This window comes from bacterium (genome assembly GCA_020440705.1).
GTDB lineage: Bacteria > Krumholzibacteriota > Krumholzibacteriia > LZORAL124-64-63 > LZORAL124-64-63 > JAGRNP01.
Map to the genome: position 1 here is coordinate 12,700 of JAGRNP010000023.1, position 25,317 is coordinate 38,016.

General features: G+C 70.4%; 19 protein-coding genes. 7 read left to right on the forward strand and 12 right to left on the reverse strand.

All coding sequences use genetic code 11. The annotated features are described in order from the left end of the window. Positions 1-98: 98 nt before the first annotated feature. Positions 99-374 (reverse strand): transcriptional regulator, encoded by a 276-nt coding sequence (locus tag KDM41_05635; protein MCB1182894.1) that lies wholly within the window; start codon positions 372-374, stop codon positions 99-101. A gap of 810 nt (positions 375-1,184) precedes the next feature. Between KDM41_05635 and rocD the strand changes: the two genes are divergently transcribed. Further along, positions 1,185-2,381: an ornithine--oxo-acid transaminase gene (rocD, locus tag KDM41_05640; protein MCB1182895.1), complete on the forward strand. Its 1,197-nt coding sequence runs from the start codon at positions 1,185-1,187 to the stop codon at positions 2,379-2,381. 85 nt (positions 2,382-2,466) lie between these two features. Further along, on the forward strand, positions 2,467-2,829 hold the full coding sequence (locus KDM41_05645; GenBank protein ID MCB1182896.1) for a hypothetical protein: 363 nt from the start codon (positions 2,467-2,469) through the stop codon (positions 2,827-2,829). 6 nt (positions 2,830-2,835) lie between these two features. Here the strand turns inward: KDM41_05645 and KDM41_05650 are convergent, their stop codons facing one another. Further along, positions 2,836-4,050: an SGNH/GDSL hydrolase family protein gene (locus KDM41_05650; GenBank protein ID MCB1182897.1), complete on the reverse strand. Its 1,215-nt coding sequence runs from the start codon at positions 4,048-4,050 to the stop codon at positions 2,836-2,838. Positions 4,051-4,234: 184 nt separating this feature from the next. On the opposite strand from KDM41_05650, the gene KDM41_05655 reads away from it, so the two are divergent. Beyond that, positions 4,235-5,713, forward strand: coding sequence for a M20/M25/M40 family metallo-hydrolase (locus KDM41_05655; GenBank protein ID MCB1182898.1), 1,479 nt, complete (start codon positions 4,235-4,237; stop codon positions 5,711-5,713). Then, positions 5,713-9,063, forward strand: coding sequence for a PD40 domain-containing protein (locus KDM41_05660; GenBank protein ID MCB1182899.1), 3,351 nt, complete (start codon positions 5,713-5,715; stop codon positions 9,061-9,063). The genes KDM41_05655 and KDM41_05660 overlap by 1 nt, the downstream gene beginning before the upstream one ends. An 82-nt stretch (positions 9,064-9,145) precedes the next feature. Here KDM41_05660 and KDM41_05665 read toward each other — a convergent pair whose 3' ends face one another. Both KDM41_05665 and KDM41_05670 read right to left on the reverse strand, forming a co-directional pair. Then, complete coding sequence (locus tag KDM41_05665; protein ID MCB1182900.1) at positions 9,146-10,063, reverse strand: AEC family transporter; 918 nt, start codon at positions 10,061-10,063, stop codon at positions 9,146-9,148. 113 nt (positions 10,064-10,176) lie between these two features. Beyond that, positions 10,177-11,559 carry a hypothetical protein gene (locus tag KDM41_05670; protein ID MCB1182901.1) on the reverse strand — a complete coding sequence of 461 codons (1,383 nt, stop codon included), beginning with the start codon at positions 11,557-11,559 and terminating at the stop codon, positions 10,177-10,179. Between the two features lie 198 nt (positions 11,560-11,757). On the opposite strand from KDM41_05670, the gene KDM41_05675 reads away from it, so the two are divergent. Together KDM41_05675 and KDM41_05680 are read left to right on the forward strand one after the other, a co-directional pair. Continuing rightward, a complete protein-coding gene (locus KDM41_05675) occupies positions 11,758-12,360 on the forward strand; it encodes a hypothetical protein (GenBank protein ID MCB1182902.1) in 603 nt (200 codons plus the stop codon). A 3-nt stretch (positions 12,361-12,363) separates the two neighbouring features. Beyond that, on the forward strand, positions 12,364-12,885 hold the full coding sequence (locus KDM41_05680) for a hypothetical protein (GenBank protein MCB1182903.1): 522 nt from the start codon (positions 12,364-12,366) through the stop codon (positions 12,883-12,885). 9 nt (positions 12,886-12,894) lie between these two features. On the opposite strand, the gene KDM41_05685 is transcribed toward KDM41_05680, so the two are convergent. Beyond that, positions 12,895-13,584 carry a phosphatase PAP2 family protein gene (locus KDM41_05685; protein ID MCB1182904.1) on the reverse strand — a complete coding sequence of 230 codons (690 nt, stop codon included), beginning with the start codon at positions 13,582-13,584 and terminating at the stop codon, positions 12,895-12,897. Positions 13,585-13,698: 114 nt separating this feature from the next. On the opposite strand from KDM41_05685, the gene KDM41_05690 reads away from it, so the two are divergent. Further along, complete coding sequence (locus KDM41_05690; GenBank protein MCB1182905.1) at positions 13,699-14,211, forward strand: class IV adenylate cyclase; 513 nt, start codon at positions 13,699-13,701, stop codon at positions 14,209-14,211. Here the strand turns inward: KDM41_05690 and KDM41_05695 are convergent. The 7 genes from KDM41_05695 to KDM41_05725 form a co-directional block, all read right to left on the reverse strand. Continuing rightward, on the reverse strand, positions 14,208-15,479 hold the full coding sequence (locus tag KDM41_05695; GenBank protein MCB1182906.1) for a sodium:proton antiporter: 1,272 nt from the start codon (positions 15,477-15,479) through the stop codon (positions 14,208-14,210). The two genes, KDM41_05690 and KDM41_05695, sit on opposite strands and share 4 nt — an antisense overlap. 6 nt (positions 15,480-15,485) lie before the next feature. Continuing rightward, a complete protein-coding gene (locus KDM41_05700) occupies positions 15,486-18,671 on the reverse strand; it encodes a multidrug efflux RND transporter permease subunit (GenBank protein MCB1182907.1) in 3,186 nt (1,061 codons plus the stop codon). A gap of 72 nt (positions 18,672-18,743) precedes the next feature. After that, a complete protein-coding gene (locus tag KDM41_05705; protein MCB1182908.1) occupies positions 18,744-19,943 on the reverse strand; it encodes an efflux RND transporter periplasmic adaptor subunit in 1,200 nt (399 codons plus the stop codon). Continuing rightward, positions 19,943-21,532 (reverse strand): efflux transporter outer membrane subunit, encoded by a 1,590-nt coding sequence (locus KDM41_05710; protein MCB1182909.1) that lies wholly within the window; start codon positions 21,530-21,532, stop codon positions 19,943-19,945. The genes KDM41_05705 and KDM41_05710 overlap by 1 nt, the downstream gene beginning before the upstream one ends. Positions 21,533-21,629: 97 nt before the next feature. Continuing rightward, positions 21,630-23,231, reverse strand: a complete 1,602-nt coding sequence (locus KDM41_05715; GenBank protein ID MCB1182910.1) for a tetratricopeptide repeat protein — start codon at positions 23,229-23,231, stop codon at positions 21,630-21,632. A gap of 7 nt (positions 23,232-23,238) precedes the next feature. Further along, complete coding sequence (locus KDM41_05720; protein MCB1182911.1) at positions 23,239-23,781, reverse strand: cytochrome c family protein; 543 nt, start codon at positions 23,779-23,781, stop codon at positions 23,239-23,241. A gap of 158 nt (positions 23,782-23,939) precedes the next feature. Beyond that, positions 23,940-25,094, reverse strand: a complete 1,155-nt coding sequence (locus KDM41_05725; GenBank protein MCB1182912.1) for a D-alanyl-D-alanine carboxypeptidase — start codon at positions 25,092-25,094, stop codon at positions 23,940-23,942. Between the last annotated feature and the right edge of the window lie 223 nt (positions 25,095-25,317).

The following is a 25,317-nucleotide window of genomic DNA, read 5'->3' on the forward strand; positions in this document are numbered from 1 at the left end:
GGAACTTCTCCGTCGCGGGGGGAAGGATGGACGTCGGGGTCGAACCCCGCCTTTGTACCAGATCCAGGGGCCCCGGGACAAGGGGTTTGGCCCCCGGATCAGTCGGCCAGGCCCGGCACCAGGCGGCGCAGGTCGTCGAGATAGCGGCCGAAGGCGCGTTTTCCGGCGGGGGTGAGCTTGACCAGGGTCTGGGGTTTCCGGCCGACGAAGTCGCGGGAGATCTGCACGTAGCCCGCCGCCTCCAGCTTGCTCAGGTTCACCGAGAGCGAACCGTCGGTCATGCCGAGGCCGTCGCGCAGGTCGGTGAAGCGGTGCGAGCGGGGATGGCGCACGAGGAAGGACAGGATCAGCAACCTGGCCCTGCCGTGGATGATCGGGGCTAACGGGCCGCCGCCCCCCGGGGATCCGGAGGAACCGGAGCCGGCGGAACCCGCGGCGTTCTTCGGTGCCACGCCAGCCGGCCTCCCTGCCGGGCGTCATCACCTGCCCGCGGCGAGGCCATCGCATCCGTGCGATTCCAGCCTGCCGCGATGCCGTTCCGCGGTGCAGGGGCCGGCGCTGTTTGGCTTGGTGTCGCGCACCGCCGGCCCCTGGGTCTCAGGAATGGCCGCCCTGCCTATTCCTGATGCGGGTCCTTCGTCTGGCCTCGGCTCGCGCCCGCCAACCCGTCCTCCCCGAATCCATTCGGGTGAGGTGGTCTGGCGAGGGGGCGGCTGGCACCCAGGACCAGTGACCCGCCCCCCGATTGCCGTCGGAGGTCCGTCTTCCGTCCCGTGAAGGAATCCCAGGCCCAGGGCCAGTGCTCCGTCAGGATCCGGCAAGACCAGAACGTCGGACCGAACCCGGATTCACGAGCCGCCGGCGGGCCCAGTCCCCACCGATGGTCATGCCGTTCCGGATCGTCTTGCGGCGGTCGCCGGCACCGGAGATCCATCTCCGTCTGCGGGCATTCCGACCGCGCGCCATACTTTAATATCGAAAGTACTTTTGTTTGTAAAGTAAAAATCCGCGGCGACGCCGTTTTTTCCGTCAGGGCCCGCAAACCGGCTCCATTCAAGCGATTCAGGCCATCGCGCCCGGGGAATCCGGGTTGGACTTGGCCGCCCCGGAGGTTATCTTGGGCGGGATTTCGCGGGTCGCCCCCGGCATCGGCGCGACCGCACCACCCCGCAGAGGAGGCTGCCATGAAGGCGGAGAAGCTGATCGCGATCGAGGACGAGTTCGGCGCGCACAACTACCACCCCCTGGACATCGTGATCAGGAAGGCCGAGGGCGTCTGGGTCGAGGACGTGGCCGGCAACCGGTTCATGGACTTCCTCGCCGCCTACAGCGCCGTGAACCAGGGCCATTGCCACCCGCGCCTGCTGAAGGCCCTGCGCCGGCAGGCCGCCAAGGTCACCCTGACCAGCCGCGCCTTCCGCAACGACCAGCTGCCGTTCTTCTGCAAGGAGCTCTGCGCGCTGACGGGCTACGACCGCGTGCTGCCCATGAACTCGGGCGCCGAGGCCGTCGAGACCGCCATCAAGGCCGCGCGCAAATGGGGCGAGAAGGTCAAGGGGATCCGGAAGGACAAGGCCGAGATCATCGTCTGCGCCGACAACTTCCACGGCCGCACCACGACCATCGTCGGCTTCTCCACCGAGGAGCAGTACAAGGACGGCTTCGGCCCCTTCACGCCGGGCTTCAGGATCATCCCCTTCGGCGACGCCAAGGCCCTGGCCGAGGCGATCACGAAGAACACGGCCGCCTTCATCGTGGAGCCCGTCCAGGGCGAGGCCGGCATCAACGTGCCGCCCCAGGGCTTCCTGCAGCAGGCCGCCCGGATCTGCAAGGACAACAACGTCCTGTTCATCGCCGACGAGATCCAGAGCGGCCTGGGCCGCACCGGCAAGCTCTTCGCCTTCCAGCACGAGGACGTCACGCCCGACGCCGTGATCATCGGCAAGGCCCTCAGCGGCGGCTTCTACCCCGTGTCGGCCTTCCTGGCCAACGACGAGGTCATGGGCGTCTTCCATCCGGGCGACCACGGCTCGACCTTCGGCGGCAATCCCCTGGGCATGGCCGTCGCCCGCGAGGCCATCAAGGTGCTCGTCGAGGAGAAGCTGGTGGAGAACAGCGCCAAGCTGGGCCCCTGGTTCATGGACGAGTTGAAGAAGATCGACGCCAAGAGCATCAAGCTGGTGCGCGGCCAGGGCCTGTTCATCGGCCTGGTGCTGGACCGGCCGGCCCGCCCCTACTGCGAGGCCCTGATGAAGGAGGGCATGCTCTGCAAGGAGACCCACGAGAACGTGATCCGCTTCGCGCCGCCGCTGGTGATCACGAAGAAGGAGCTCAACCTCGCGCTCAGGCACGTGAGGAAGGTCTTCAAGAAGCTGGGCTAGGGTCCGCCCCGTTCCCGACGGGATCCGGCGATTTCGGTCGCCGGATCCCTTTTTTTGCGCCATGCTCCCGCCCGGGGAGGAAACCATGACACGGAACAGACTGGCCGTCGCGGTGCTCGTGCTGGGCGTGGCGGCGGCGATCGGATTCGGGATTGGGCGGCCACCGCGGTACGCCACCGAGGCGGACTTCGTGCGGGCCGTGACCACCGACGGGTGGCAGGTCATCGGGCGCTTCGGCGAGGCCTGGCCCGCCCGCGTGGCCGAGACCAGCGACGGCTACGGCACCATCACCTTCGCCGGCCCGGACGGCATGCGGCAGACCTACCAGGGCTACGAGGGCTACGAACTGCGGGTGGTGCGGCTGCGGGCGGGTGACGGCACCGAGTCGGTGCGGGTGCTGCGGTCGGCCGAGATGAGCGGCGAGATCGGCGACGAGCTGCGCCGCTGATCCGGTTCAGCGCCCGGTGGTGTCGGCCCGGACCCGGGCCAGGAGCACGGCCTGCAGCGCCTCGGCCACGATGCGGTTGCCCCGGGCGTTGAAATGCCCCTTGTAGACGGCGGCGGTGTTCTCCGCCTCGATGGCCGCGGTGAGCGCCTGCTCGGGATGGGCCACCGGGTAGTCGCGGTCGAGGGCGTCGAGGAAACGCTGGTAGGGAAGCTTGCCCAGCTGCCGGCCCATGTAGAGGTCCTGCACCGTGGGCAGGTGCACGATCACGAAGTCGGCCCCCGCCTGCCGGGCCTCGCCGGCCAGCGCCTGGATGATGGCCCAACCCAGCTGCGGCTCCTCGCCCGTGGGCCGGAACACCGACCGCCGGATGGCCCAGGGATCGTCGTAGCCGCGCCGGAACTCCGCAATCGTGGCCAACAGCCGGCTGTGCTGCCACCAGGCGCGCCCGTAGTCGGCGGGATCGTAGAACCCCTCGTAGGGCAGCAGCGGCCAGTTCTCCAGGTCGGCCAGGATGCCCGGCACCTCGTCGGGGCCGGGCACCGGGACGTTGATCAGCGAGATGCCGCCGTCGGCCAGGACGAACCGGGGCTTGGCGAACGGCAGGCGCGTGCGCGGCTCGTAGAGCGGCCGCAGCAGGTTCAGGTCGCGTTTGAGGTTCTCGGGCTGGAAGCCCAGGACCACCACGTCCGGCGCGAAGCCCTTGCCCGTCTTCGAGAAGCGCAGCAGGGCCTGGTCGAGGCCATAGCCCCCCACCCCGAAGTTGAGCACCTCGGCGGGTTGCCCGGCGGCCACCAGACCGGCCTCGAGCTGGGCCCCCCAGCTCTCCGCGTAGACGACGTCGTCGCCGTGGGTGAACGAGTCGCCGAACAGGGCGATGCGCAGCACCCCGGGCGGCGGCGTCGGCGGGAATTCCTCCCGCGGCGAACGGATGCCCTGGGCGTTGTAGGCGTACAGGCCGTCGGCGGAACGGCCGTGCGGACGGGGCACCCAGCCCAGGTGGGGATCGGCCATCACGAAGGAGTCCGATGAACCGGCCAGCTCGGCGGCGAGCCGGGTCACCGACGCCACCGGCACCACGTGGGGCCGCACGATCCGGTTGCGGAAGGTGAAGTTGCCGGACTCGTCGGTGGCACCGACGACCCGGACGACGATCTCGCCCACCGCCCCCGTCAGCAGGACGGCGAAGACGACCAGGGCGAGCTTGAGGTGGAGGGTCTTCATGGCAACGGGTGGACTCCGGTTCGGGGAAACACCGGCCACCATAGTCCAGGTCGTGGCCGGACCGCCATCCCGAATGCGATGCGGCGACGACACATGGTCCGCCCCGGATGACTCCGGCCCCGATTCGTGCTAGATTGGCGCGGTTTGCTGCACGTTCATCCCTTCCCTCGCCAAGGAGACCGCCATGATCCGGCTCATCTTCAGGGCCGCGCCCGGCCTGTTGCTCGCGGGGCTCCTCGCCGGCTGCACCGGCGGCGCCGCCACCTCGCTCCGGGACGCCCCGGAAGCCCCGGTCGCCGCCGAGGTCCCGCCGCCGCCGCCGCCGCCGGCCGATCCCGACCTGGCCGCCCTGATCGAGGCCGCCCGGTCCGGCACCTGGGCCTACGAAAAGCTCGCCGAGCTGTGCGACACCGTGGGCAACCGCCTGGTCGCCTCGCCGGGCATGGCGCGGGCCATCGCCTGGTCGCAGGCGTCGCTGCGCGAGGCCGGCTGCGACAGCGTGTGGCTCGAATCGGTCACCGTGCCCCACTGGACGCGGGGCCGGGAATGGGCCCGCTGCGTCGGGCCGGTCGAGTTCGCGATGGACATGGTCTCCATGGGGCTGAGCGAAGGCACCGGCGGCGAGGTGCTCGAGGCCGAGGTCATGGCCGTGCGCGACTGGGACGAGTTCGAGGCCCGCCGGGACGAGGCCGCCGGCAAGATCGTGCTCTTCGACATGCCCTGGGAAGGCTACGGCAAGACCGTGCAGTACCGGGTCAAGGGCGCCAGCACCGTGGCGCGGCACGGGGCGGTGGCCTGCCTGATCCGTTCGGTGACCGGACGCAGCCTCGGCGCCCCCCACACCGGCATGATGCGCTACGAGGACGACGCGCCGCGCATTCCGATGGCCGCCCTGACGGTCGAGGACGCCGGACGCCTGCATCGCCTGTGCGACCGCGGGTTGCAGCCCCGCGTCCAGCTGATGATGGAGGCCGCCAACCACGACTCGACCACCAGCTACAACGTGATCGGCGAGATCCGCGGCCGCGGGAAGCCCGGGCAGATCGTGCTCGTGAGCGGCCATCTCGACTCGTGGGACGTGGGCACCGGCGCCCACGACGACGGCGCCGGCGTGGTGCAGACCCTGGCCGCCGCCCGCGAGGTGATGCAACACGGCGGGCGGCCCCTCCGTACAGTGCGGGTTGTCCACTTCACCGCCGAGGAGATCGGCGTGTACGGCGGCAAGGCCTATCTGGCCGCGCACCGGCACGAACTGGACCGGCACGTCCTGGCCCTCGAGAGCGACTCGGGGGCCTTCGCCCCGCGGGGCTTCACCATCGACGCGGACAGCACGGTCGTGGCCGAAGTGGCCCGGCGGGCGGCGCCGCTCGCGGTGCTCGCTCCGGGCGACTGGAACGTCTGGAAGGGCGGTTCCGGGGCCGATGTCGGACCGATCGTGCGCCAGGGCGTGACCGGGGCCGGCCACCGGGTCGACGGGACGCACTACTTCGACGTGCACCACTCCCGCGCCGACACGTTCGACAAGATCGACCCCGACGAGCTGGCGCGGAACGTCGCCGCCATCGCGGGCCTGATCCATCTCGTGGCGAATCATCCGGCCGATCTGGGTCCGGCGCCCCTGGCGTCGCTGCCCGGCGGCTCTCCCCACAGCGGAGGTCATTGATGCCCCAGTCCATGCGCCCGTTTCCCGTCCTGCGCGCCGCCGCCCTGGCTGCGCTCGTCCTGCTGGCCGCGCCCGTGCTCGCGGCCGACGTCGTCGAGGGGACGCCCGACGCGTCCGACATGCGTCTGCTGCGCACTCCCGACATCCACGGCGACACCATCGTCTTCGGCTACGCGGGCGACCTGTGGACCGTACCGTCCGCCGGCGGCGAGGCCCGCCGCCTGACCAGCGGCGTCGGCTACGAGCGCTCGCCCAAGTTCAGCCCCGACGGCTCGCGCATCGCCTTCACGGGCAACTACGACGGCAATCTCGACATCTATGCGGTGGACGCCGGCGGCGGCGAACCCGTGCGCCTGACGTGGCACCCGGGCTTCGACCGCATCATCGACTGGCAGCCCGACGGCCGCGCGGTGCGCTTCCAGTCGGGCCGCGAGAGCCGCACCGGGCGCGACCTGCAGCTCTACACCGTGCCGGCGACAGGCGGCCTGCCCACCAGGATGATCCTGCCCACGGGCGGCCTCTCGAGCTACTCGCCGGACGGCAAGCGCTTCGCCTTCAACCGCATCACGCGCGAAGAGCGCACCTGGAAGCGCTACAAGGGCGGCATGGCCCAGGACATCTGGGTGTACGACTTCGCCGCCAACGACACCCGGCGGATCACCGACTGGATCGGGTCGGACAACCACCCCATGTGGCACGGCGACCGCATCTACTACACGAGCGACCAGTCGGGTCGGCTGGAGATCTGGTGCCACGAGCTGGCGACGGGCGAGAACCGGCAGGTGACGAAGCACGACGAGTACGACGTGAAGTACCCGAGCCTGGGCCCCGACGCCATCGTGTACGAGAACGGCGGCCGACTCGAGGTGCTCGACCTGGCCACCGAGAAGACGCGCCGGGTGAAGGTCACCCTGCGCAGCGACAACGTCCTGACCCGCGCCCGGCTCGAGTCCGTCGGCGACCGGGTCGAGGGCGGCGCCATCGCACCCGACGCCCAGCGGGCCGTGTTCACCGCCCGGGGCGACATCTTCACGGTGCCGGCCGAGAAGGGCCCGGTGCGGAACCTCACCGCGACGCCGGGCGTGCGCGAGCGCGACGCCGTCTGGTCGCCCGACGGCAAGTGGATCGCCTACCTGAGCGACGAGACCGGCGAATACGAGGTGTGGGTGCGGCAGGCCGACGGCAAGGGCGAACCCCGGCGGCTCACCAAGGGATCGAAGGCCTGGCAGATGGCCCTGGAGTGGAGTCCCGAGAGCGACCGCATCGTCATGAGCGACGCGGCCATGAACCTGTGGCTGATCGACGTCGAGAAGGGCGGCACGAAGAAGATCGACCAGTCGGTTTCCGGCGAGATCCGCGAGTGGGGCTGGAGCCCCGGCGGCGACTGGCTCGCCTACGCCAAGTCCGGGGAGAACGGCTTCCGCTCGATCTTCCTCTACGACGTGGACGGCGACGCGGTGCACCGGGTGACGAACGACTTCACCGACGACTCCGCGCCCGCCTTCGACGACGAGGGCAAGTACCTCTTCTTCGCCTCGAGCCAGCACTTCAACCCGACCATCGGCGGCTACGACCTCAAGCCGATCTGGTCGAACATGGACGGCATCTACGGCGTGACGCTGCGGGCCGACGTCGCCCACCCGTTCCCGCCCGAGAGCGACGAGGTCGCCGTCAAGGAGGACGACGGGGACGACGACGGCGACAAGGACAAGGACGCGGAGAAAAAGGAGAAGAAGGATGCCGAGGAAGACGACGACGGCGAGAAGGAGGACGCGGATGACGACGCCCTCGTGATCGACGTCGACGGCATCGGTGACCGCATGTTCGCCCTGGACGTGGGTCCCGGCAACTACTTCAGCCTGCAGTTCGCGTCGGGCCAGCTGTTCTACATGAGCCGGCCGTTCACCCCGGGCGGCGGTCGCGGCAACCAGGGCGCGACGTCGTCGATCATGGTCTTCGACATGAAGGACCGCGAAGCCAAGACCGTGCTCGAGGGCGCCTTCGGCTTCCAGCTCTCGGCCGACGGCAAGAAGCTGCTCTACGCCATGCGCGGCGACAAGTACGGTATCATCGACGCCAAGGCCGACCAGAAGCCGGCCAAGGAGCCCCTGCGGGTGGGCGACATGAAGGCGCGCATCGACCCGCGGGCCGAGTGGCGGCAGATGTTCCGTGACGCCTGGCGCCAGGAGCGGGACTTCTTCTACGACCCGGGCATGCACGGCGTGGACTGGGACCACATGTACGAGCGCTACGGCCAGCTCGTGCCCTACGTGGCCCACGGCCAGGACTTCGCCTACGTGCTCGGCGAGCTGATCGGCGAGCTGAACAGCTCCCACTCGTACGTGCGCTTCGGCGACGTGCCGCACTCGCCGCGGGTGGCGACCGGCCTGCTGGGCTGCACCTTCGCCCTGAAGGACGGCGAGGACCGCTACACCTTCGGCCGCGTCTACACCGAGGTCGACTGGAATGCCGGCACCCCCGCGCCCCTGAACATGCCGGGCAGCGAGGTCGCCGGCGACGAGTATCTGATCGCGGTCGACGGCGTCGAACTGAAGGCGCCCCTGAACCCCTTCAGCCTGCTCGAGGACAAGGTCGGCAAGCAGGTGGTGCTCGAGGTGGCCGCCGGCCCCGACGGCAAGGACAGCCGCGAGGTCACCGTGGTGCCCATCGGCAGCGAGTTCGACCTGCGCTACGAGGCCTGGGTGCAGAAGAACCGGCGCCGGGTCGACGAGCTGTCGGGCGGCAGGATCGGCTACCTGCACATGCCGAACACGGCCGTCGGCGGCCAGCAGGGTTTCGCCAAGGGCTACTACCCGAACCTGCGCAAGGAGGGGCTCATCATCGACGAGCGCTTCAACGGCGGCGGGTTCATTCCCGACTTCTTCATGAACATCCTCAGGCAGAAGCTGGTCAACCTCTGGAAACCCCGCTATGGCCAGGACTGGCGCACGCCCGGCACCGCCTTCGCCGGCCACCTCGCCATGATCAGCAACGGCTACGCCGGCAGCGGCGGCGACGCCCTGCCCTACTACTTCAAGTACTACGAGCTGGGTCCCGTGATCGGCACGCGCACCTGGGGCGGCCTCGTCGGCATCAGCCGCAACATCCGCCTCATGGACGGTGGCGGGGTCACCTTCCCCGAGTTCGGCCTGTTCAACGTGGACGGCGACTGGGACGTGGAGAACCACGGCGTCGACCCGACGATCCCCATCGACAACCTGCCCCACGAGGAGATCGCCGGACGCGATCCCCAGCTGGAGAAGGCCGTCGAGGTGCTCCTGCAGAAGATCGCGGACGAGCCGGTGCGGGTGCAGACCCACGGCGCCTTCCCGCGGGACAAGACGCGCTAGGTTCCACCCCGCGCTCCGCTTCCGCACGGCGACGCCCCCCTCCCGACCGGAGGGGGGCGTCGCGCGTTTCCGGCCGGGGCCATCAGCCCCAGAACACGAACACCGCCGACAGCGAGAGGAACGAGGCGAGCGTCGTCAACACGATGATCGCCGAACTGAGGTCGGCGTCGCCGTCGAGCTGGGTGGCGAGCACGTACATGGCGGTCGAGGCCGGCATGGCGAAGAAGAGCATCGCGGTCAGCACGTCCGGGCCCGACACTCCGGCGAGGCGCAGGGCCCACCAGCCCACGATCGGCATGATCGCGACCTTCAGCACCGTGGCGGCGACGGTCACCGGCAGGCGTTCGCGCAGGCCCTCGAACCGAAGGGCGCCCCCGATGGAGATGAGGGCGAAGGGCAGGGTCAGGGACGCGGCCAGGCGCAGCGAGTTGTCCACGGCCGCGGGCCAGGGGGGCATGAAGCGCACCCAGACCATGCCGGCGGCACAGGCCAGGATCAGGGGATTCCGCACGAGGGCCCGCACGGTGAGGCGGACACGGTCGGCCTGGTCGATCGTGCCGCGCGCGTACCAGATGAAGGTGACGACGGCCATGACGTTCGCCAGGGGGATGGCCACGCCGAGGGTCTCGCCCAGGCGGGCGACGCCGGCGTCGCCCTGGGCGTTGAAGACGACCGCGAAGGCCACGTAGGTGTTGAAGCGGTACGCGGCCTGGGAAAAGGTCGCGGCGCGGCGCGGGCCGATGCGGAGTAGCGCGATGGCCACGAGGCTGAGCAGCCACATGGCGACCATGACGCCCAGCACCGCCCCCCACAGGCGCCAGGGGACCTCGGCGCCGGTCACGGTGCCGCCGATCTTCCAGAACAGCAGCACGGGGAAGAACGCGAAGTAGACGAGGCGGTCGCCCGTGCGCAGGAAGGCCGCGTCGGTGAGGCCCCGCCGGCGCAGGAAGGCGCCCAGCCCGATGAGGGCGAAGACCGGAAAGACGTTGTCCATGATCATGGGCGCTGCTCCCGCAGTGGTGGCCCCGGGTCCTGCACGCACGCGGCCCCGCCGGGGGGCAATCTACCACACGCCGGCGGGGCCGTCATGAGCGGGTCGTCGGGGCGGGGCGGTCAGACCTCCTCGCCCACGAGGGAACCGAGGGCGTCGGCGACGCGCCGCATGTCGTCGGCCATCTCCTGCACGTCGGCCGCGTTGGCCGCCGACTGCTCGGCGCTGGCCGCGGTCGACTGGGTGGCCCGGTCGAGGTTGGTCACGGCCTCGGCCAGCTCGCTGATGGCGCGCACCTGGTCGGCGCTGCCGGACGTCACGTTCCCGATCAGCCCCTGCGACTTCTCGGCCTGGTCGGTGATCTCCTGCAGGATCGCCACGACCTCCTCGACCACGCCGACACCCTGGTCGGCCTGGGCGCGGGAGCCGTCGAGGAGCGCGGCGGTGTTGCGGGCCGCCTCGGCCGAGCGCTGGGCGAGGTTGCGCACCTCTTCGGCCACGACGGCGAAGCCCTTGCCCGCGTCGCCGGCCCGGGCGGCTTCGACCGCCGCGTTCAGGGCCAGCAGGTTGGTCTGGAAGGCGATCTCGTCGATGGTCTTGATGATGCGGCTGGTGTCGTCGGCCGCCTGCTTGATGGACTCCATGGACGAGGTCATGCGCGACACCGCGTCGTGGCCGCGGCGGGCGGCGGCGCTGGTGGCGCCGGCGTTGTCGTTGGCCTCGCCGGCGTGGCCGCTGAATTCGCGGGTGCGGGCGGTCATCTCCTGCAGCCCCGCGGCGGTCTGCTGCAGGCTGCTGGCCTGGTCGCTCGCGTTGCGGGCGATGACCTCGCCGGCCTCGCGGCTCTGGCCCACGGCTTCGAGGGTGCGGTGGGCCCCCTGGATGATCTCGAGGGCCGCCTTGCGCACCGGCCGGATGACGCCCCGCGTGATGACCAGCGAAAGCAGCACGCCGGCCAGCACCACGGCGCCGATGTAGGCGAGCGCGATGGTCACGGCGAAGGCCCGGCTGGCGGCGTCGCTGGCCGCGGCGTCCACCGTCACGCTGGCCACCCCCAGTACGGCCCCCTCCTGGGTGTCGTGGCAGTCGAGGCAGCTCGCGACCGCATGGAGCGGCATCACGACCCGGATGTGGTGGGCCTCGCCATCGACCAGGGTCGTCGTCTCGCCCCCGGCCAGGGCCTGGCGCTCGAAGTCGTCGCCCGGCAGCCCCCCTGCCCGGTCGCCGTACTCGGTGCTCACGGCCGCGCCCCGCAGGGCCTTCACGTCGGCGATGCCCTCGAGTCCCTGGATTTCGGCCACGTAGGTCTCGAGGGCCTCCATGTCGCCGATGGCCCCGAAGACGTGCATGGAGCCCTTGATGCTCTCGGCCACGAGGGTGGCGCTCTCGATCTTGGCGTCGGCGGCCATTTCACCGTTCCGGTGGATGGTGAAGGCCCCCACGCCCCCGAGCACGAGGACGAGGCAGGCCACCATGAGCAGGACGATCTTCTCGCGGAGTTTCAATGCGCTTCTCCCGGTTCAAGGCGAATTCCCGACCGGCCGGGCCGGTCCCCCCGTCACCATATCGACCACATCGCTGGGGGTTTAAGGGATTCATGCCGAGAAAGATGCGGAAATCATCATGCCAATTCTCACTAAAATTGTCCTCTATTTTGTGCTATCATCAGAGCCATCTCACCATGCCTACCGAGGAGGGAAGCCATGACCATCCGCCAACCCGCCATCTACGTCATCTGCCTGTTCGCCGCGGCCGGCCTGTTCGGCATGGGCTCCGGACCCGGCGCCCCGGGCGATCCGGCCCCCGCCGTCGCCGCCGCCCCCGCCGACCTGCCGCCCCTGACCGGAACCTGGGCCGGGAGCTGGAGCGACACGGTGTACAACGTTTCGGGGGCCCTGCAGATCCTGATCTGGGCCGAGGGGAATGCCTACGCGGCCACCGGCACCATCGACGTGTCGCAGATCTCCGCCCCCCTGGGCGTGCTTGCCGGCGGCGCCACCGGCACCGACAACGGTTCGACCCTCGAGGTGGCCTTCGGCTGCACGAACCTCGGCAATGGAACCGTCACCCTCACGCCCACCGGGCAGCCGGGCGAAGCGACCGCCAGCGGCGCCGGCACCGTGACGGCCCCCCTCTGGTTCGGCGCCTTCACCCTGACCGGCACGGCCAGCGGCAACGAGCTGACCGGCTCGTTCGACTTCACCAGTCCCGGCGGCGGCAAGGGGATCGCCAGCCTGACCAAGGCTTCGGTGGGCGTGGAGAGCGCGTCCTGGGGCAGCGTCAAGGCCGCCTACAGCGGGCGCTGAGCCGTGCGCCGTTTCGTCGCCGGCAGCATCGACCTCGCGGCGTCGCTCCTCCTGGCGATCTTGCTGGCGCCCCATGCCGGCTGGTTCCTCGCCGAGCGGGCCGTCGTCACCCTGCGCATCTACGACCCGGCCTCGGCGTGGAACGGGCCGATCCCCCTCATCCTGGGCAACATCTCGCCCCTGACCTACGGCTGGCCCCTGGCGTGGCTGCTGGTCACGGCGGGCGAGGCGATCTGGGGTGCGGGACCCGGCAAGCTGGCGACCGGACTGGTGGTCGTGCCGGGACCGGGGGCCGGACGCGGCGCCCCGGGAAGGCGATGGCTCGTGAAGGGAAGCGGCGCACTGCTCGTGTGCCTGGGCCTGCTGGTCGGCTGGTGGCCGCTGGGCCTGGCCGGCGTCGTGGCGGGCGGGATCGTGCTGCTGGGCGCGCCGGCGGCCCTCACTGCGGGTGGAACGACCCTGCCGGACCGCCTCGCCGGCACCTCGGTGGCCAGACGGCCGCGCGGCATCGCCACGCTCGCCTGACGCGCCGCCTCAGAACCGTCCGGCGACCGCCAGGCCCCGTCCCAGCGGCACGAGCTGCAGGCCGAGGCCGTCGGCGTCCCCCCGCGGGCGGCCGGCGTTGCGGCCGATGATCCAGCCGATGGTCGCGCCCGCGACCACGTCCGAGCCGTAGTGCTTCAGGTCTTCCATGCGGCCGAGCCCGGTGAGCACGCCGAGCCCGATGGCCACGCCGCCGGCCCAGCCGCCGTAGCGCCGGCTCACGACACCGGCGGTGGAGAAGGCCGACGCCGTGTGGCCCGAGGGGAAGCTGTAGTCCTCGCCGTTGGGGCGTTCGCGGTTGAAGGTCACCTTCAGGGCGCTGACGGCGCCGTAGGTCAGGGCGAGGCTGCGGGTCAGGTCGTAGCCGAGACCGGCCGCCTCCTCGCTGCCGGCCCAGGCGCCGAGGCCCCAGGTGGCCAGGGCCAGGGGGGCCTGCACCCGGGCGTCGCCCCACACGTTGCCGAAGTCGGCCAGCTCGTCGATGACCGGCTGGTTGAGCGTGCGGGCGACGGCCTCCGGATCCTCGAAGGTCGACACGAGGAGCGCCGTCGCCGCACCGCCCGCCAGCCACCAGGCGTTCTCCCGCGTCGGCAGGTGGCGCACGTCGTCCCACAGGTCGCCGGGCAGGTCGGTGACCCCGCCCGCAGCGGGCCGCGCGGGCGAGATCGCCAGCAGGAGCACTCCCAGACACCACCAGGAGCCCGCCTTGACGGCGAGCCCGTTCCGACGCTGGCAGGAGGTCGCAATCGGGTTAGAATCCGGCTGATGCATGCGCCGATTATCGAGGAGAGTTCCATGCCCCGCAACGTCGAAATCAAGGCCCGCGTCCGGCGGCCCGCCGAACTGCACCGCCGCGCCGCGAACCTGGCCGACGGACCCCCCACCCTGATCCGCCAGCGCGACACGTTCTACGCCGCCGCCCGCGGTCGCCTCAAGCTGCGCGACTTCGGCGACGGCCACGGCGAGCTCATCGCCTACCAGCGGCCCGATCGCGAGGGCCCGAAGACCTCGTCCTACCTCATCGCCCCCACGGACGATCCGGCCGCCCTGCACGCGGCCCTGGCGGCGGCCCTCGGCGTGCGCGGGGTGGTGGTCAAGGAACGGACGCTGCTCCTGAGCGGCCGCACCCGCATCCATCTGGACCGGGTCGAGGGTCTCGGCGAGTTCCTGGAACTCGAGGTGGTGCTGGCGGCCGACGAGGACGAGGCCGTCGGCCGCGCCGAGGCCGAGGACCTCATGGCGCGGCTGGGCGTCGCGGCGGCCGACCTGATCGATCGTGCCTACATCGACCTGCTCGCCGGCGGCTAGAGAAAGCGCCGCAGCACCCGCCGGATCGTCAGGCCCTGCACCACGATGGAGAACAGCACCACGAGGTAGGTGGTGGTCAGGATGAGGTTCTTCTCCGGCGAGGGCGGCAGGGAGAGGGCCAGGGCCACCGAGATGCCGCCGCGCAGGCCCGCCCAGGTGAGGATGCGCACCACCCCCCGCGGGAAGCTGCTGCGCAGGCCGATGACCCGGATCGGCAGGGCCACGCTGACGAAGCGCGACACCAGCACGATGAGGATGACGACGAGCCCCGCCAGGATGCTCCGCCCCGTGAACGAGATCACCAGCACCTCGATGCCGATGAGCATGAAGAGCAGCGCGTTGAGGATCTCGTCGAGCAGCTCCCAGAACTTCTCGAGGTAGTCGGCGACCTCCTCGCTCATGGCGAAGGCCCGGCCGCGGTTGCCGATGAGGATGCCCGCCACCACCACCGCGATGGGTCCGGACACGTGCAGGGCCCAGGCCAGGGAGTAGCTCCCCATGACCAGCGCCAGCGAGAGCATGACCTCGACCTTGTAGTCGTCGATGCTCAGCATGAGCCGGTAGACGAGGTAGCCGCAGACCAGCCCCAACACGGTGCCGCCGCCGGCCTCGCGCAGGAAGAACAGGCCCATGCGGGCCACGCCGAACCCGCCCTCGTGCCCCCCGTGGTCGCCGCCGCCGTGGCCGGTCTGGGCCCCGAGCAGCGCCACCAGGGCGGTGAAGACCACCACCGCCACCCCGTCGTTGAAGAGCGACTCGCCGGCGATGTTCGCCTCGAGGTCCTTGGGCGCGTCGAGGGTCTTGAGGGTGCCCATGACCGCGATGGGATCGGTGGGCGAGATGAGCGAGCCGAAGACGAGGCAGGCCAGGAACGAGATCTCCAGGCCCAGGGCATTGAACACGAGCCAGCTCAGCCAGCCCACGAGCAGGGTCGAGATGAGCAGCCCGACGGTGGCCAGCGAGGCGATGGTCGTCTTGCGGCGCACGAAGTGCTCGAGGTCGACGTGCAGGGCCCCGGCGAAGAGCAGGAAGCCGAGCATGCCGTGCATCAGGGCCTGGTTGAAATCGATGTTGCCGACCATGCGCTGCATGGACTCGACGATCTCCAGGCGGGGAAAGACGGCGTGCAGCGCCATGATGGCCAGGGAACTGGCCAGGGAGATCATCAGCAGCCCCACCGTCGGCTCCAGGCGGAGCCAACGGTGGTTGATGTAGCCGAACAGGGCCGCGAGCGAGACCAGCAGGGCGATGATGTCGAAGAGCGTCATGACGCGCTACACCGCCGGGGAGCCGTCGGGTTCGCCGCCACCCGGGGCGGTGCCGCCGTCCGGCGCCGGCAGCGGCGTCGGCGGGCCGCCGAACCGCTCGGCGAGACCCTGGATGACCAGGTAGTACACCGGCGTCAGCAGCACCATGCCCACGATGCCCACGAGCATGCCGCCGAACACGGCCGTGCCCAGCGAGACGCGGCTCGCCGCGCCGGCCCCGGAGGCCACGATCAGCGGGATCACGCCCAGGATGAACGAGAAGGCCGTCATCAGGATGGCCCGGAAGCGCAGCTCCGCCGCGGCGAGGGCCGCGTCGTAGATGCTCTTGCCCTCCTCGCGGTTCACCTTGGCGAACTCGACGATGAGGATGGCCGTCTTGGCCACCAGGCCGATGAGCAGCACCAGTCCGACCTGGGTGTAGACGTTGTTGTCGAGCCCGCGGAACTTCGTGAACCACAGGGCGCCCATGATCGCCACGGGCACGCCGAGCATCACGGCCACCGGGATGAGCCAGCTCTCGTACTGGGCCACCAGGAAGAGGTACACGAAGAGGAAGGCCAGCCCGAAGATGAGCGGCGCCAGGTTGCCGGCGGCCAACTGCTGGTAGGTGACGCCGGACCACTCGTAGCCCATGGTCGGCGGCAGCACCTCGGCCGCGAGCTGCTCCATGGCCTTGATCTGGTCGCCGCTCGAGACGCCGGGCAGGCCCTGGCCCGTGATGGTGGCCTTGGGGTACATGTTGAAGCGCCCGATGAAGAGCGGCCCCACCGTGTCGCGCACGGCGGCGAAGGTGCCCAGCGGCACCATGTTGCCCGTGGCGCTGCGCACCTCGATGCGCTCGATGTCCGCCGGCACCGAGCGGTAGCGGTCGTCGGCCTGGGCCATGACCTTCCAGGTGCGCCCGAAGAGGTTGAAGTCGTTCACGTAGGCCGTGCCGAGGTAGGCCGAGAGCGAGCCGAAGACCTGGCTCATGGGCACCTGGTAGGTCTGCGCCTTCACGCGGTCGATCTCGACGTACAGCATGGGCACCGTGGCCCGCAGGTTCTGGTTCAGGCGGGTGAGCACGCCCGTCCGGTTGCCGCGCGCGACCATCTCCTTGGCCGCCGACTCGAGCTGCATGATCCCGGCGCCGCCGCGGTCCTGGAGCTCGAACGAGAATCCGGCCGCGCTGCCGAGGCCCATGATCGGCGGCGGCAGGAAGCCGAACACCAGCGCCTCCTGGATGCCGAACAGCTTCCGCTGCAGGCCGGCCATGACGGTCTTGATGTACAGCTCCTTGTCGGTCCGCTCGCTCCAGTTGTCCATGGTCACGATGCACATGGCCGAGTTCGGCGACTGCACGCCGTCGAGCAGCGAATACCCGCCCACGGTGAGGAACTTCGCCACGCCCGGGGTCTGCAGCAGCAGGGCGTTGATCTGGTCGGTGACCTGCTGCGTCCGGGCGAGGGAGGCGCCGTCGGGCAGGGCGGCGTTGATGAAGAAGTAGCCCTGGTCCTCGTCGGGCAGGAAGCCGACCGGCACCGACTTGACGCCGAAGACGGTCAGCGCCATCAGGCCGGCGAAGATGACCATCGACAGGGCCGACTTGCGCAGGAGACCGCCCACCAGACCCTTGTAGCCCGCGGTGCTCTTCTCGAAGAATTCGTCGAACTTGCGGAAGAAGACCCACTTGCGGCGGTTCGGGTCGGCCGGCTTGAGCAGGATGCGGCACAGGGCCGGGCTCAGCGTGAGCGCGTTGATCGACGAGAAGATCGTCGCGATGGAGATGGTGATGGCGAACTGGCGATAGAGCAGGCCGGTCAGGCCGGGCATCATCAGCGTGGGCACGAACACGGCCATGAGCACGGCCGTGGAGGCGATCACCGGGCCGGTCACCTCGCCCATGCCGATGGTGATGGCCTTGCGCGAGTCCCAGCCCTTCTCCTCCATCAGGCGCACCGTGTTCTCGACCACGAGGATGGCGTCGTCCACCACGATGCCGATCACGAGCACGAGGCCGAACAGGGTCAGGTTGTTGATGGACATGCCCAGGCCGTTCATCACGGCGAAGGTGCCGATCAGCGACACCGGGATCGTGATGGCCGGGATCAGCGTCGTGCGCCAGTCCTGCAGGAAGATCCACACCACGAAGATGACCAGGAAGATGGCCTGGACCAGGGTCAGCACGACCTCGTCGATGGAGGCCTGGATGTACTCGGTGGCGTCGTAGAGGACCTCGTACTCGAGGTCGTCGGGGAAGTCGCGCGCGAGGCGGTCCATGATCTCCGCCACGCCCTCGGCCACGCCCAGGGCGTTCGAACCCGGCAGCTGGTAGATGCCCACGGCGATGGCGGGGCTGCCCGAGTGCTCGGCGTACCAGCTGTAGGCCAGCGCGCCCAGCTCGACGCGCGCCACGTCGCGCAGGTAGAGCACCTGGCCGTCCAGCCCGGTGCGGATCACGATGGCGCCGAACTCCTCCTCGGTCATCAGGCGGCCCTTGGTGATGATCTTGTACTGGAAGGGCAGGTCGCCCGGATTCGGCGGCGCGCCAATGGTGCCGGCGGCGACCGACACGTTCTGGCTGCGGACCGCCCCGATCACCTCCTCGGCCGTCAGGCCGCGGGCCTTCAGCTGCTCCGGATCGAGCCACATCCGCATGCTGAAGTCCTTGGCGCCGAAGACGGTCACCGAACCGACGCCCTCGACGCGGGCGAGCTGGTCCTTCACGCGGGTCGCGATGTAGTTGGAGATGTACAGCTCGTCGTAGGTGCCGCCGGGCGAGCGCAGGCTGACCACCTCGACCATGGCCGTCGTCTTCTTCTCGACCTTCACGCCCTGGCGCTTGACCTCCTCGGGCAGCAGCGGCATGGCCACGTCGGCGCGGTTCTTGGTCATCACCTGGGCCATGTCGACGTCCGACCCGATGTCGAAGCTGACGGTGAGGTTGAGCTGGCCCTCGGAATCGCTCTTGGAGTCCATGTAGATCATGTTCTCCACGCCGTTGATCTGCTCCTCGATGGGCGCGGCCACCGACTCGAGCACCGTGTTCGGGTCGGCACCCGGGAACGTCGCCGTCACCGCGATGGTGGGCGGCGTGATGTCGGGCATCGACTCGATCGGCAGGATCGGGATGCTGATGCCCCCGACGATGAGGATGAGCAGCGAGATCACCAGCGCGAACTTGGGGCGATCGATGAAGATGCGGCTGAACATGCGATCGGATCTCCTTGTCCGGTTCCTCGGTCGCGGCCGGGACGCCCCGGCCGCCGGTCGCGATGGCCCGACCTAGCCCTGCTTGCCCTGGGCCTGGGCGGCGGCCTGCTGCCGCATCGCCTTGAACTGCTCCGCCGTCAGGGGCGTGCACGGCATGCCCGGCCGCGCGAACATCAGGCCGTCGACGATGATCGTCTCATCGCCCGCCAGGCCGTCGCGCACGTGGATCAGTCCGCCCTCCTGGGGCAGCCCCAGGCTCACGTACTTCTGCTCGACGATGTTGCCCTCGCCGACGACCAGGAGGTACTTGCCGCCGAGGTCGGTGCCGAGGGCCGTCTCCGGCACGAGCACCGAGTCGGGGATCGGATCCGCCTCGACCTTGAGCCGCACGAAGAGGCCCGGGAAGAAGTCGAGGCTCTCGTTCTCCAGCCGGACGCGCAGCTCGATGGTGCCCGTCTCGGGATCGACCTGGTTGTCGATGAAGTCGATGACGCCCGGGAAGGGGAAGCCCTCGTCGTTGGCCCGGGCGACGAACGCCGCGGCGCGTTCGGCGTCGGAGCCGTCGCGCTTCTGCTCGACGGACTTGGACGCGAGGTAGCGCAGGACCACGTTCTCGGGCGCGTGGAAGTACACGTAGATGGGCTGCAGGCGGTTGACGCGCGTCAGCAGGGTCGGACCGCCCTGGCCGACCAGGTTGCCCACGTCGACGAGGTTCCGGCTCACGACGCCGCTGATGGGCGAGGTGACCCGGGTGTAGCCGTAGAAGAGCTCGGCCTGGTCGAGGTTCGCCCGCGCGGTCGCCACCGAGGCCGCGGCCATGTCGCGCTCGGCCCGCGCCCGGTCCACGTCCATCTCGGACACGGCGCGGCTGCGACTGGCCTTCTCCACCCGCTGCAGCTCGGTCTTCGACCGCAGCAGGTTGGCCTCGGCCGAGGCCAGGGCCGCCCTGGCGGCGTCGCGGTCGGCGCGGTACTTGGTCTCCTCGATGCGGAAGAGCAGGTCGCCGGCGGCGACGTTGCTGCTCGGCGCGAAGGCGACCTCCTCCAGTTCGCCGGCGACGCGGGCCACCACGTCGGCCGACTCGACCGCGCGGGTCGAGCCGGTGAAGATCATGTAGTCCTTCACCTCGCCGCGGGTGGGCTGGGCCACCGTCACCGGCGGCGCCTGGGGGGCCGCGGCCTGCTGGCCCTGGGAGCAGGCTCCCAGTCCGAGAAGAATGCCGGTGCCCGCGAGCAGCAGGGCCGTCCTGGTCAGATCTCGCCGCAGATTCATCAGTTGACCTCGTTTTCCTGCGCGGGCGCGGAGCCCGCTCCGTTGGCGTCGGAATCGGTTCGGTTGGCGGCCGCGGCCGCGTCGGATGCGTCGGAGCGGGCCATCTCCAGGGCCAGGTCCGGATCGGTGTCGGCCAGGGACCAGCCGCCGCCCAGGGCCCGGTTCAGCTGGACCACGTCGGTGATGACGTTCCCCCGCGACTGGGCCAGGGCGTCCTGCTGGTCGAAGAGCACGCGCTGGGCGTCGAGGTAGGCCTGGAAGTCGGTCAGGCCCTCGAGGTAGAGGGTGTGGACGAGTTCGACCGACTGCTGCGACGCCTCCACGGCCGTGATGAGCAGATCGCGGCGGGTCTCCTCCTGGCGCAGGGCCACCAGGGCGTTCTCGACCTCGGCGAGGGCGTTCAGCACCGTCTTCTCGTAGGCCGCCAGGGCCTGGCGCGTGCGGGCCTCCTCGGCCTTGATCTGGCCGCGGATGCGGCCGCCGGTGAAGAGGTTCCAGCGCACGCCCGGGGCGAGGGTCCAGCCCGTGTGGCCGGCGTCGCCGAGGCCACCGAAGTCGACGCTCGTCACGCTGATGGCGCCGACCAGGGAGAAGCTCGGGTAGAGATCGGCCTTCGCCACGCCGATGCGCGCGGTCTGGGCCGCGAGACTGCGCTCGCTGCGGCGCACGTCCGGCCGGCGGCGCAGCAGCTCGGCCGGCAGCTCGAGAGCCACCGCCGTGTCGGGGCGCGGCAGGCCCGCGTCGGCCGCCAGCTCGGTGTCGAGGGCGCCGGGATTCTCGCCCAGCAGCACGGCCAGCCGGTTGCGGCCGGCCTCGAGGGCGGTCTCCAGCAGCGGAATGGCCGCCTCGGTGTTGGCCAGGTTCGAACGCGCCCGCGCCACGTCGAGCAGGGGCACCAGCCCGGCGTCCTCGCGGGCGATGACGATGTCCATGGTCTCGCGCTGGCTGGCCACGTTCTCGCGGGCCACGGCCAGACGCAGCTGCAGCGCCCGCACGTCGACGTAGGTGGCGGCCACCTCGGCGTAGAGGCTCACGAGCACGTCGCGGTAGTCCTCGATGGACGCCGCCACGCCGGCGCCGGTGGCTTCACGCGCACGCCGGTTGCGCCCGAAGAGGTCGAGCTCCCAGCTGGCGCCGAGACCGAATTCCCAATTGTTGCTCGGGTTGTCACCGAGGGCCGCCAGGGCGCCCTGGGGCCCGTTCTCGGCGATCTGAGTGCGGGAGAAGGTGCCGTCGGCCTGCACCTGGGGCCAGTAGGCGCCGCCGGCGATCTGGTGGTAGGCCCGGGCCTCGGTGATCCGGGCCAGGGCCGCGTCCAGGTCGGGGTTGGCCGCCCGCGCCCGCACGAGCAGGGAGTCGAGCAGCGTGTCCCCGAGGGTCGTCCACCAGGTTTCCAGGACCGGCGACGGCCCCGCCAGGTCGGCGGCGGCGGCGTTGCCCCAGGCGTCGGGCACGGGCAGTTCGGGCTCCTCGTAGTCGGGCCCGACGGCACAGGCCGAGAGCACGAGCAGGGCTCCCCCCAGCGCCAGGACCGCAACCGACCGGGGCCGCGCGCCGAAGGGCGGGCGGAACGCGGAGCGGAATCTCATGGGTTGGTCTCTTCCGTCTCGGGTTGGTCGGCCCGGGCACCCCCTCGCGGGCCCGGACGTGGTGGAATCATACCGTATCGGCGCCGGGATGGGAACTCTAACGCTCGCCCTGCCGGCGCTTGAGGGCGACCTGCTGCAGCAGGCGGCCGATCTCCGCGTTCTCCGGCGCGAGAGCGGCCGCCCGGCCGAGATCGGCCTCGGCCCCCTCGAGATCGCCGGCATGGAGACGCATCAGGCCCCGGTTGTACCAGGCGATGGTCAGGGCGGGATCGAGGGCGAGCGCCTGGTCGAAGGCCGCGGTCGCCGCCGCCTCGTCGCGGGCCATCACGTGCACGAGGCCCATGTCCGACCAGGTGCGGGCCACTTCGGAGTCCAGGGCCAGCGCCCGCGCCAGGTGCTCCTCGGCCCGCACGTGATCCTCGTTGAGGAGATAGAGGTGGCCGATCTCGGCCTCGAGGCCCGGCAGCTCGGGCGCCCCGACGGGGAAGCCCTCCGCGGCCGCGCGCAGGTCGTCGATGGCCCGGTCGTTGCGGCCGGTGCCGGCGAAGACCAGCCCCCGCAAACGGCGGGCCTCGGGCTTCTCCATCTCGAGCCGGACGCAGATGCCCGCCGCGTTGACCGCCAGACCGCCCCACTCCTCGCGCTCGGCGTCGGTCGCCGCCGACTCGAAGCGCTCGAAGGCGTAGCCGAGATAGGCCGACAGCGAACCCGTCACGTAGTAGCGGCCGAAGGCGAGCCAGAAGGGCAGCGGATGGCGACCCGCCGCATCGCTGATGCGCCCGTGCGCCACCTGCCGCAGGCAGTCGTTGGCCGTCAGCGGCAGGGCGGCGAGGGATTCGCGGTACCACTTGCTGGCCGTGGAGAAGTCGCCGACCTGCTCGGCCGCACGGCCCATGTCGCGGTAGCACTCGGCGGCGTGGGCCTCGTCGGGCCGCAGGTCGTACACCGAGTTGTAGGCGGCGCGATGGCGCCCGCGGGCCGTGTCGATGCGCGAGGTGATCCAGGGCACGTCGGTGGTGAAGGGATCGCGGCGGCGCAGGTCGCGGGCCATGTCCTCGGCCATGCCCATGCTGCCGAGACTGGCCTCGACCAGCCCGCGCAGGCGCAGCACCGCGGTGTTGCCCGCCTCGACGCGCTGGGCCGCGCGCACCCACTGGCGCGCCTCGCGCCACTCGGCGCGGTCGTAGTGCAGCCAGGCGTTGAGCAGCGCCGTCTCGAGGGTGGCGTCGGCCTTGGCCGCGGCCGGACGCGAGCGGGCCAGGGGCGAGTCGGGGTCCCAGGCCCGGACCGCCGCCGCGGCGGCGTCCAGGCAGGCGTTGGTGCGCAGGTAGTCTCCCACCCAGCGCCAGACACGGGCCTGGTCGAGCCAGGGCTCCGGATCGCTCGGGGCCAATCCGGCCGCGGCGATGAGATGGCGCAGGCGTTGGTCGGGGCGGTCGGCGCGGTCGGCGGCGCGCTGTTCGGCGGCCGCGAGGCGGAGACGGCGTTCCTGGGCGGCGTCGGGCAGGGCCAGGAAGGCGGCGAGCCCGAGGGAGTCTTCGTCGGCGACGTAGGTCGTCGGGGGGCGTTCGGCGCATGGCGCGGGCCGGCGTCCGGCGCAGCCGCCGGCCCCGAGGAGAGCGGCCAGCAGCAGCGGCGGCACGAGAAGACCCCACCCCCGCCGGGCGGAGGTGGGGTCGGGGATTCCGGAGCAGGTCATCGGGACCTTACTTCGCGGGCACCGGGTGCGCGATCTTCGCGACGCGCTCGTCGTAGTTGAAGGCCTTGAAGGTCGGGCTCTCCTCGTTGTGGCACTTGGAGCAGAACTCGGCGCTGCCCGGCATGTTCAGACCCGCGGCGATGCTCGCCTCGTGGTCTTCCATGACCTTCTTGCTCTTGTACTCGGAACCGGCGCCATGGCAGGCCTCGCAGCCCACGCCCTCGGTCAGTTCGTACTTGCCCTTGGCGTCGACGCCGACGTCGGCGCCCAGGAAGTGCTGCGTGGTGTGGCACTTCAGGCAGGCGGGCTCGGCCTGGGGATCGCCCAGACCCTTGTCGGCGGCGATCTTCTTGGCGGCGTCGGTGCCGAGCGTGGCGAAGGCGCCCGCGTGCGGCCCGGCTTCCCACTTGCCCCACTGGTCACCCGTCTTCGCGCCATGGCACATCTTGCACTTCGGCGCGCCGATGATCTCGGGCGCGGCGAAGGCAGCGGTGGCGAGGCCGAACAGGAAAATGCCCAGCAGCATGGACATGGCAACGTTCTTCTTCATGATTCCTCCTCGAGGGTGCCTCTGACTTGGCAGAGTCGGCACCGTTTCCTGTGGTGATTCCTGCGACGAACGATAACAGGTGGAACCGTCGCTGTCATCCTGCTTGTCATAAAATTATCAACCAAAAAAGTTCCCGAAGTTCTTATTTTTGCAGTTTCCTACCTGTTCATGAGACGATGGATCCAATTCCCTTTTTCGACCGGGGCGAGGGTGACGATGGGCACACTGCCCAGTTCGACCCCGTCGAGGCGCACGACGGCGCGTCCGACCTCGGCCCCGGCGGCCAGCGGCGCCGCCACGTTCTCCGGCAGGCGCACCTCGAGTTCCAGTGCGTCGGCCCGCGAGCGGGGCACGCTCACCTGGAGGGACTCGCCGTAGGTGACCGGGACCTCGGACTGCTTGCCCCCCGTCACCTTGACCGGCTCGGCCAGCGGCTCGCCGGCCGTGGTGAACACGGGAACGTCCTTGAACAGGTTGAAGGCGAAGGAGAGCAGGCGCGTGGTCTCGTTGGCGCGGTCCCGGTCGGACGGGCAGCCCATGACCACGGAGATCAGGCGGCGCCCCTTCTGCACGGCGGTGGCCGTCACGCACCAGCCGGCGGCGCCGGTGTAGCCCGTCTTCAGGCCGTCGAGGCCGCGGTACTTGCCGACGAGCTTGTTGGGGTTGTAGAGAGTGAACTCGCCGTCGCGGAACGGCGCCGTGGCCGTCGACGACCACTCCAGCGCCAGCGGATGCTGCACCAGTTCACGCGCCAGCAGCGCCATGTCGCGGGCCGAGGTGATGTCCGATTCCTGCTTCCAGCCCGGCGGCAGGCCGTGGACCGAGTGGAACTCGGTGTTCGTCATGCCGAGTTCGCGGGCCCGGATGTTCATCAGGTCGACGAAGGCGTCGGTGGACCCGGCGAGATGTTCGGCCAGGGCCACCGCGGCGTCGTTGGCCGAATGGATGGCCAGGGCCTTGAGCAGTTCCTGGACCGGGAAGACCTCGCCGTGTTTGAGGTAGACCTGGGAGCCCCCCATCTTGCTGGCCTTGGCCGAGACATTGACGGGCTCGTCGAGCTTCAGGTCACCCTCCTCGATTCGCTCGAGCACCAGCAGTTCGGTCATCATCTTGAGCATGGACGCGGGCGGGCGGCGCACGTCCGGATCGGTCTCGACCAGCACGAGGCCGGTGGCCGCATCGACCACGATGGCGGACTGGAAATCGCCCTCGATGCGGGCGGGGAAGTCGTCGGTGGCGTCGGTCTGGGCGGACGCCGGGGCGGCCGGCAGCAGCAGCAGGCCGATTGCGAACAGGAGCTCCATCTTGCGCATCGTCTCGGTCCTCGGTTGGGCGGTCGGGCGGTGGTGAAGGCAGCGACCCGGCGGCGGGGAACGGCGGGCGGGGCCGCGCCGGGGGCGGCGACGTCCCTCCCGCACAAATATCAGGTGCGCCCCCAAAAGGCAAGACCGGAGGGCGACCCTTTGCCAAGGCCCGGCCAATCTTGTAGTTTTGGCCGGTAGCGACGTTTTCCCTGCTTCCTCCAAGGTGCGCCCG

What these genes read in the sequence shown, in the direction of transcription:
- rocD (MCB1182895.1), top strand. Translation starts at nt 1,185, where the DNA reads ATGAAGGCGGAGAAGCTGATCGCGATCGAGGACGAGTTCGGCGCGCAC.
- KDM41_05645 (MCB1182896.1), top strand. Translation starts at nt 2,467, where the DNA reads ATGACACGGAACAGACTGGCCGTCGCGGTGCTCGTGCTGGGCGTGGCG.
- KDM41_05650 (MCB1182897.1), bottom strand. Translation starts at nt 4,050, where the DNA reads ATGAAGACCCTCCACCTCAAGCTCGCCCTGGTCGTCTTCGCCGTCCTG.
- KDM41_05655 (MCB1182898.1), top strand. Translation starts at nt 4,235, where the DNA reads ATGATCCGGCTCATCTTCAGGGCCGCGCCCGGCCTGTTGCTCGCGGGG.
- KDM41_05660 (MCB1182899.1), top strand. Translation starts at nt 5,713, where the DNA reads ATGCCCCAGTCCATGCGCCCGTTTCCCGTCCTGCGCGCCGCCGCCCTG.
- KDM41_05665 (MCB1182900.1), bottom strand. Translation starts at nt 10,063, where the DNA reads ATGATCATGGACAACGTCTTTCCGGTCTTCGCCCTCATCGGGCTGGGC.
- KDM41_05675 (MCB1182902.1), top strand. Translation starts at nt 11,758, where the DNA reads ATGACCATCCGCCAACCCGCCATCTACGTCATCTGCCTGTTCGCCGCG.
- KDM41_05690 (MCB1182905.1), top strand. Translation starts at nt 13,699, where the DNA reads ATGCCCCGCAACGTCGAAATCAAGGCCCGCGTCCGGCGGCCCGCCGAA.
- KDM41_05695 (MCB1182906.1), bottom strand. Translation starts at nt 15,479, where the DNA reads ATGACGCTCTTCGACATCATCGCCCTGCTGGTCTCGCTCGCGGCCCTG.
- KDM41_05700 (MCB1182907.1), bottom strand. Translation starts at nt 18,671, where the DNA reads ATGTTCAGCCGCATCTTCATCGATCGCCCCAAGTTCGCGCTGGTGATC.
- KDM41_05705 (MCB1182908.1), bottom strand. Translation starts at nt 19,943, where the DNA reads ATGAATCTGCGGCGAGATCTGACCAGGACGGCCCTGCTGCTCGCGGGC.
- KDM41_05710 (MCB1182909.1), bottom strand. Translation starts at nt 21,532, where the DNA reads ATGAGATTCCGCTCCGCGTTCCGCCCGCCCTTCGGCGCGCGGCCCCGG.
- KDM41_05715 (MCB1182910.1), bottom strand. Translation starts at nt 23,231, where the DNA reads ATGACCTGCTCCGGAATCCCCGACCCCACCTCCGCCCGGCGGGGGTGG.
- KDM41_05720 (MCB1182911.1), bottom strand. Translation starts at nt 23,781, where the DNA reads ATGAAGAAGAACGTTGCCATGTCCATGCTGCTGGGCATTTTCCTGTTC.
- KDM41_05725 (MCB1182912.1), bottom strand. Translation starts at nt 25,094, where the DNA reads ATGCGCAAGATGGAGCTCCTGTTCGCAATCGGCCTGCTGCTGCTGCCG.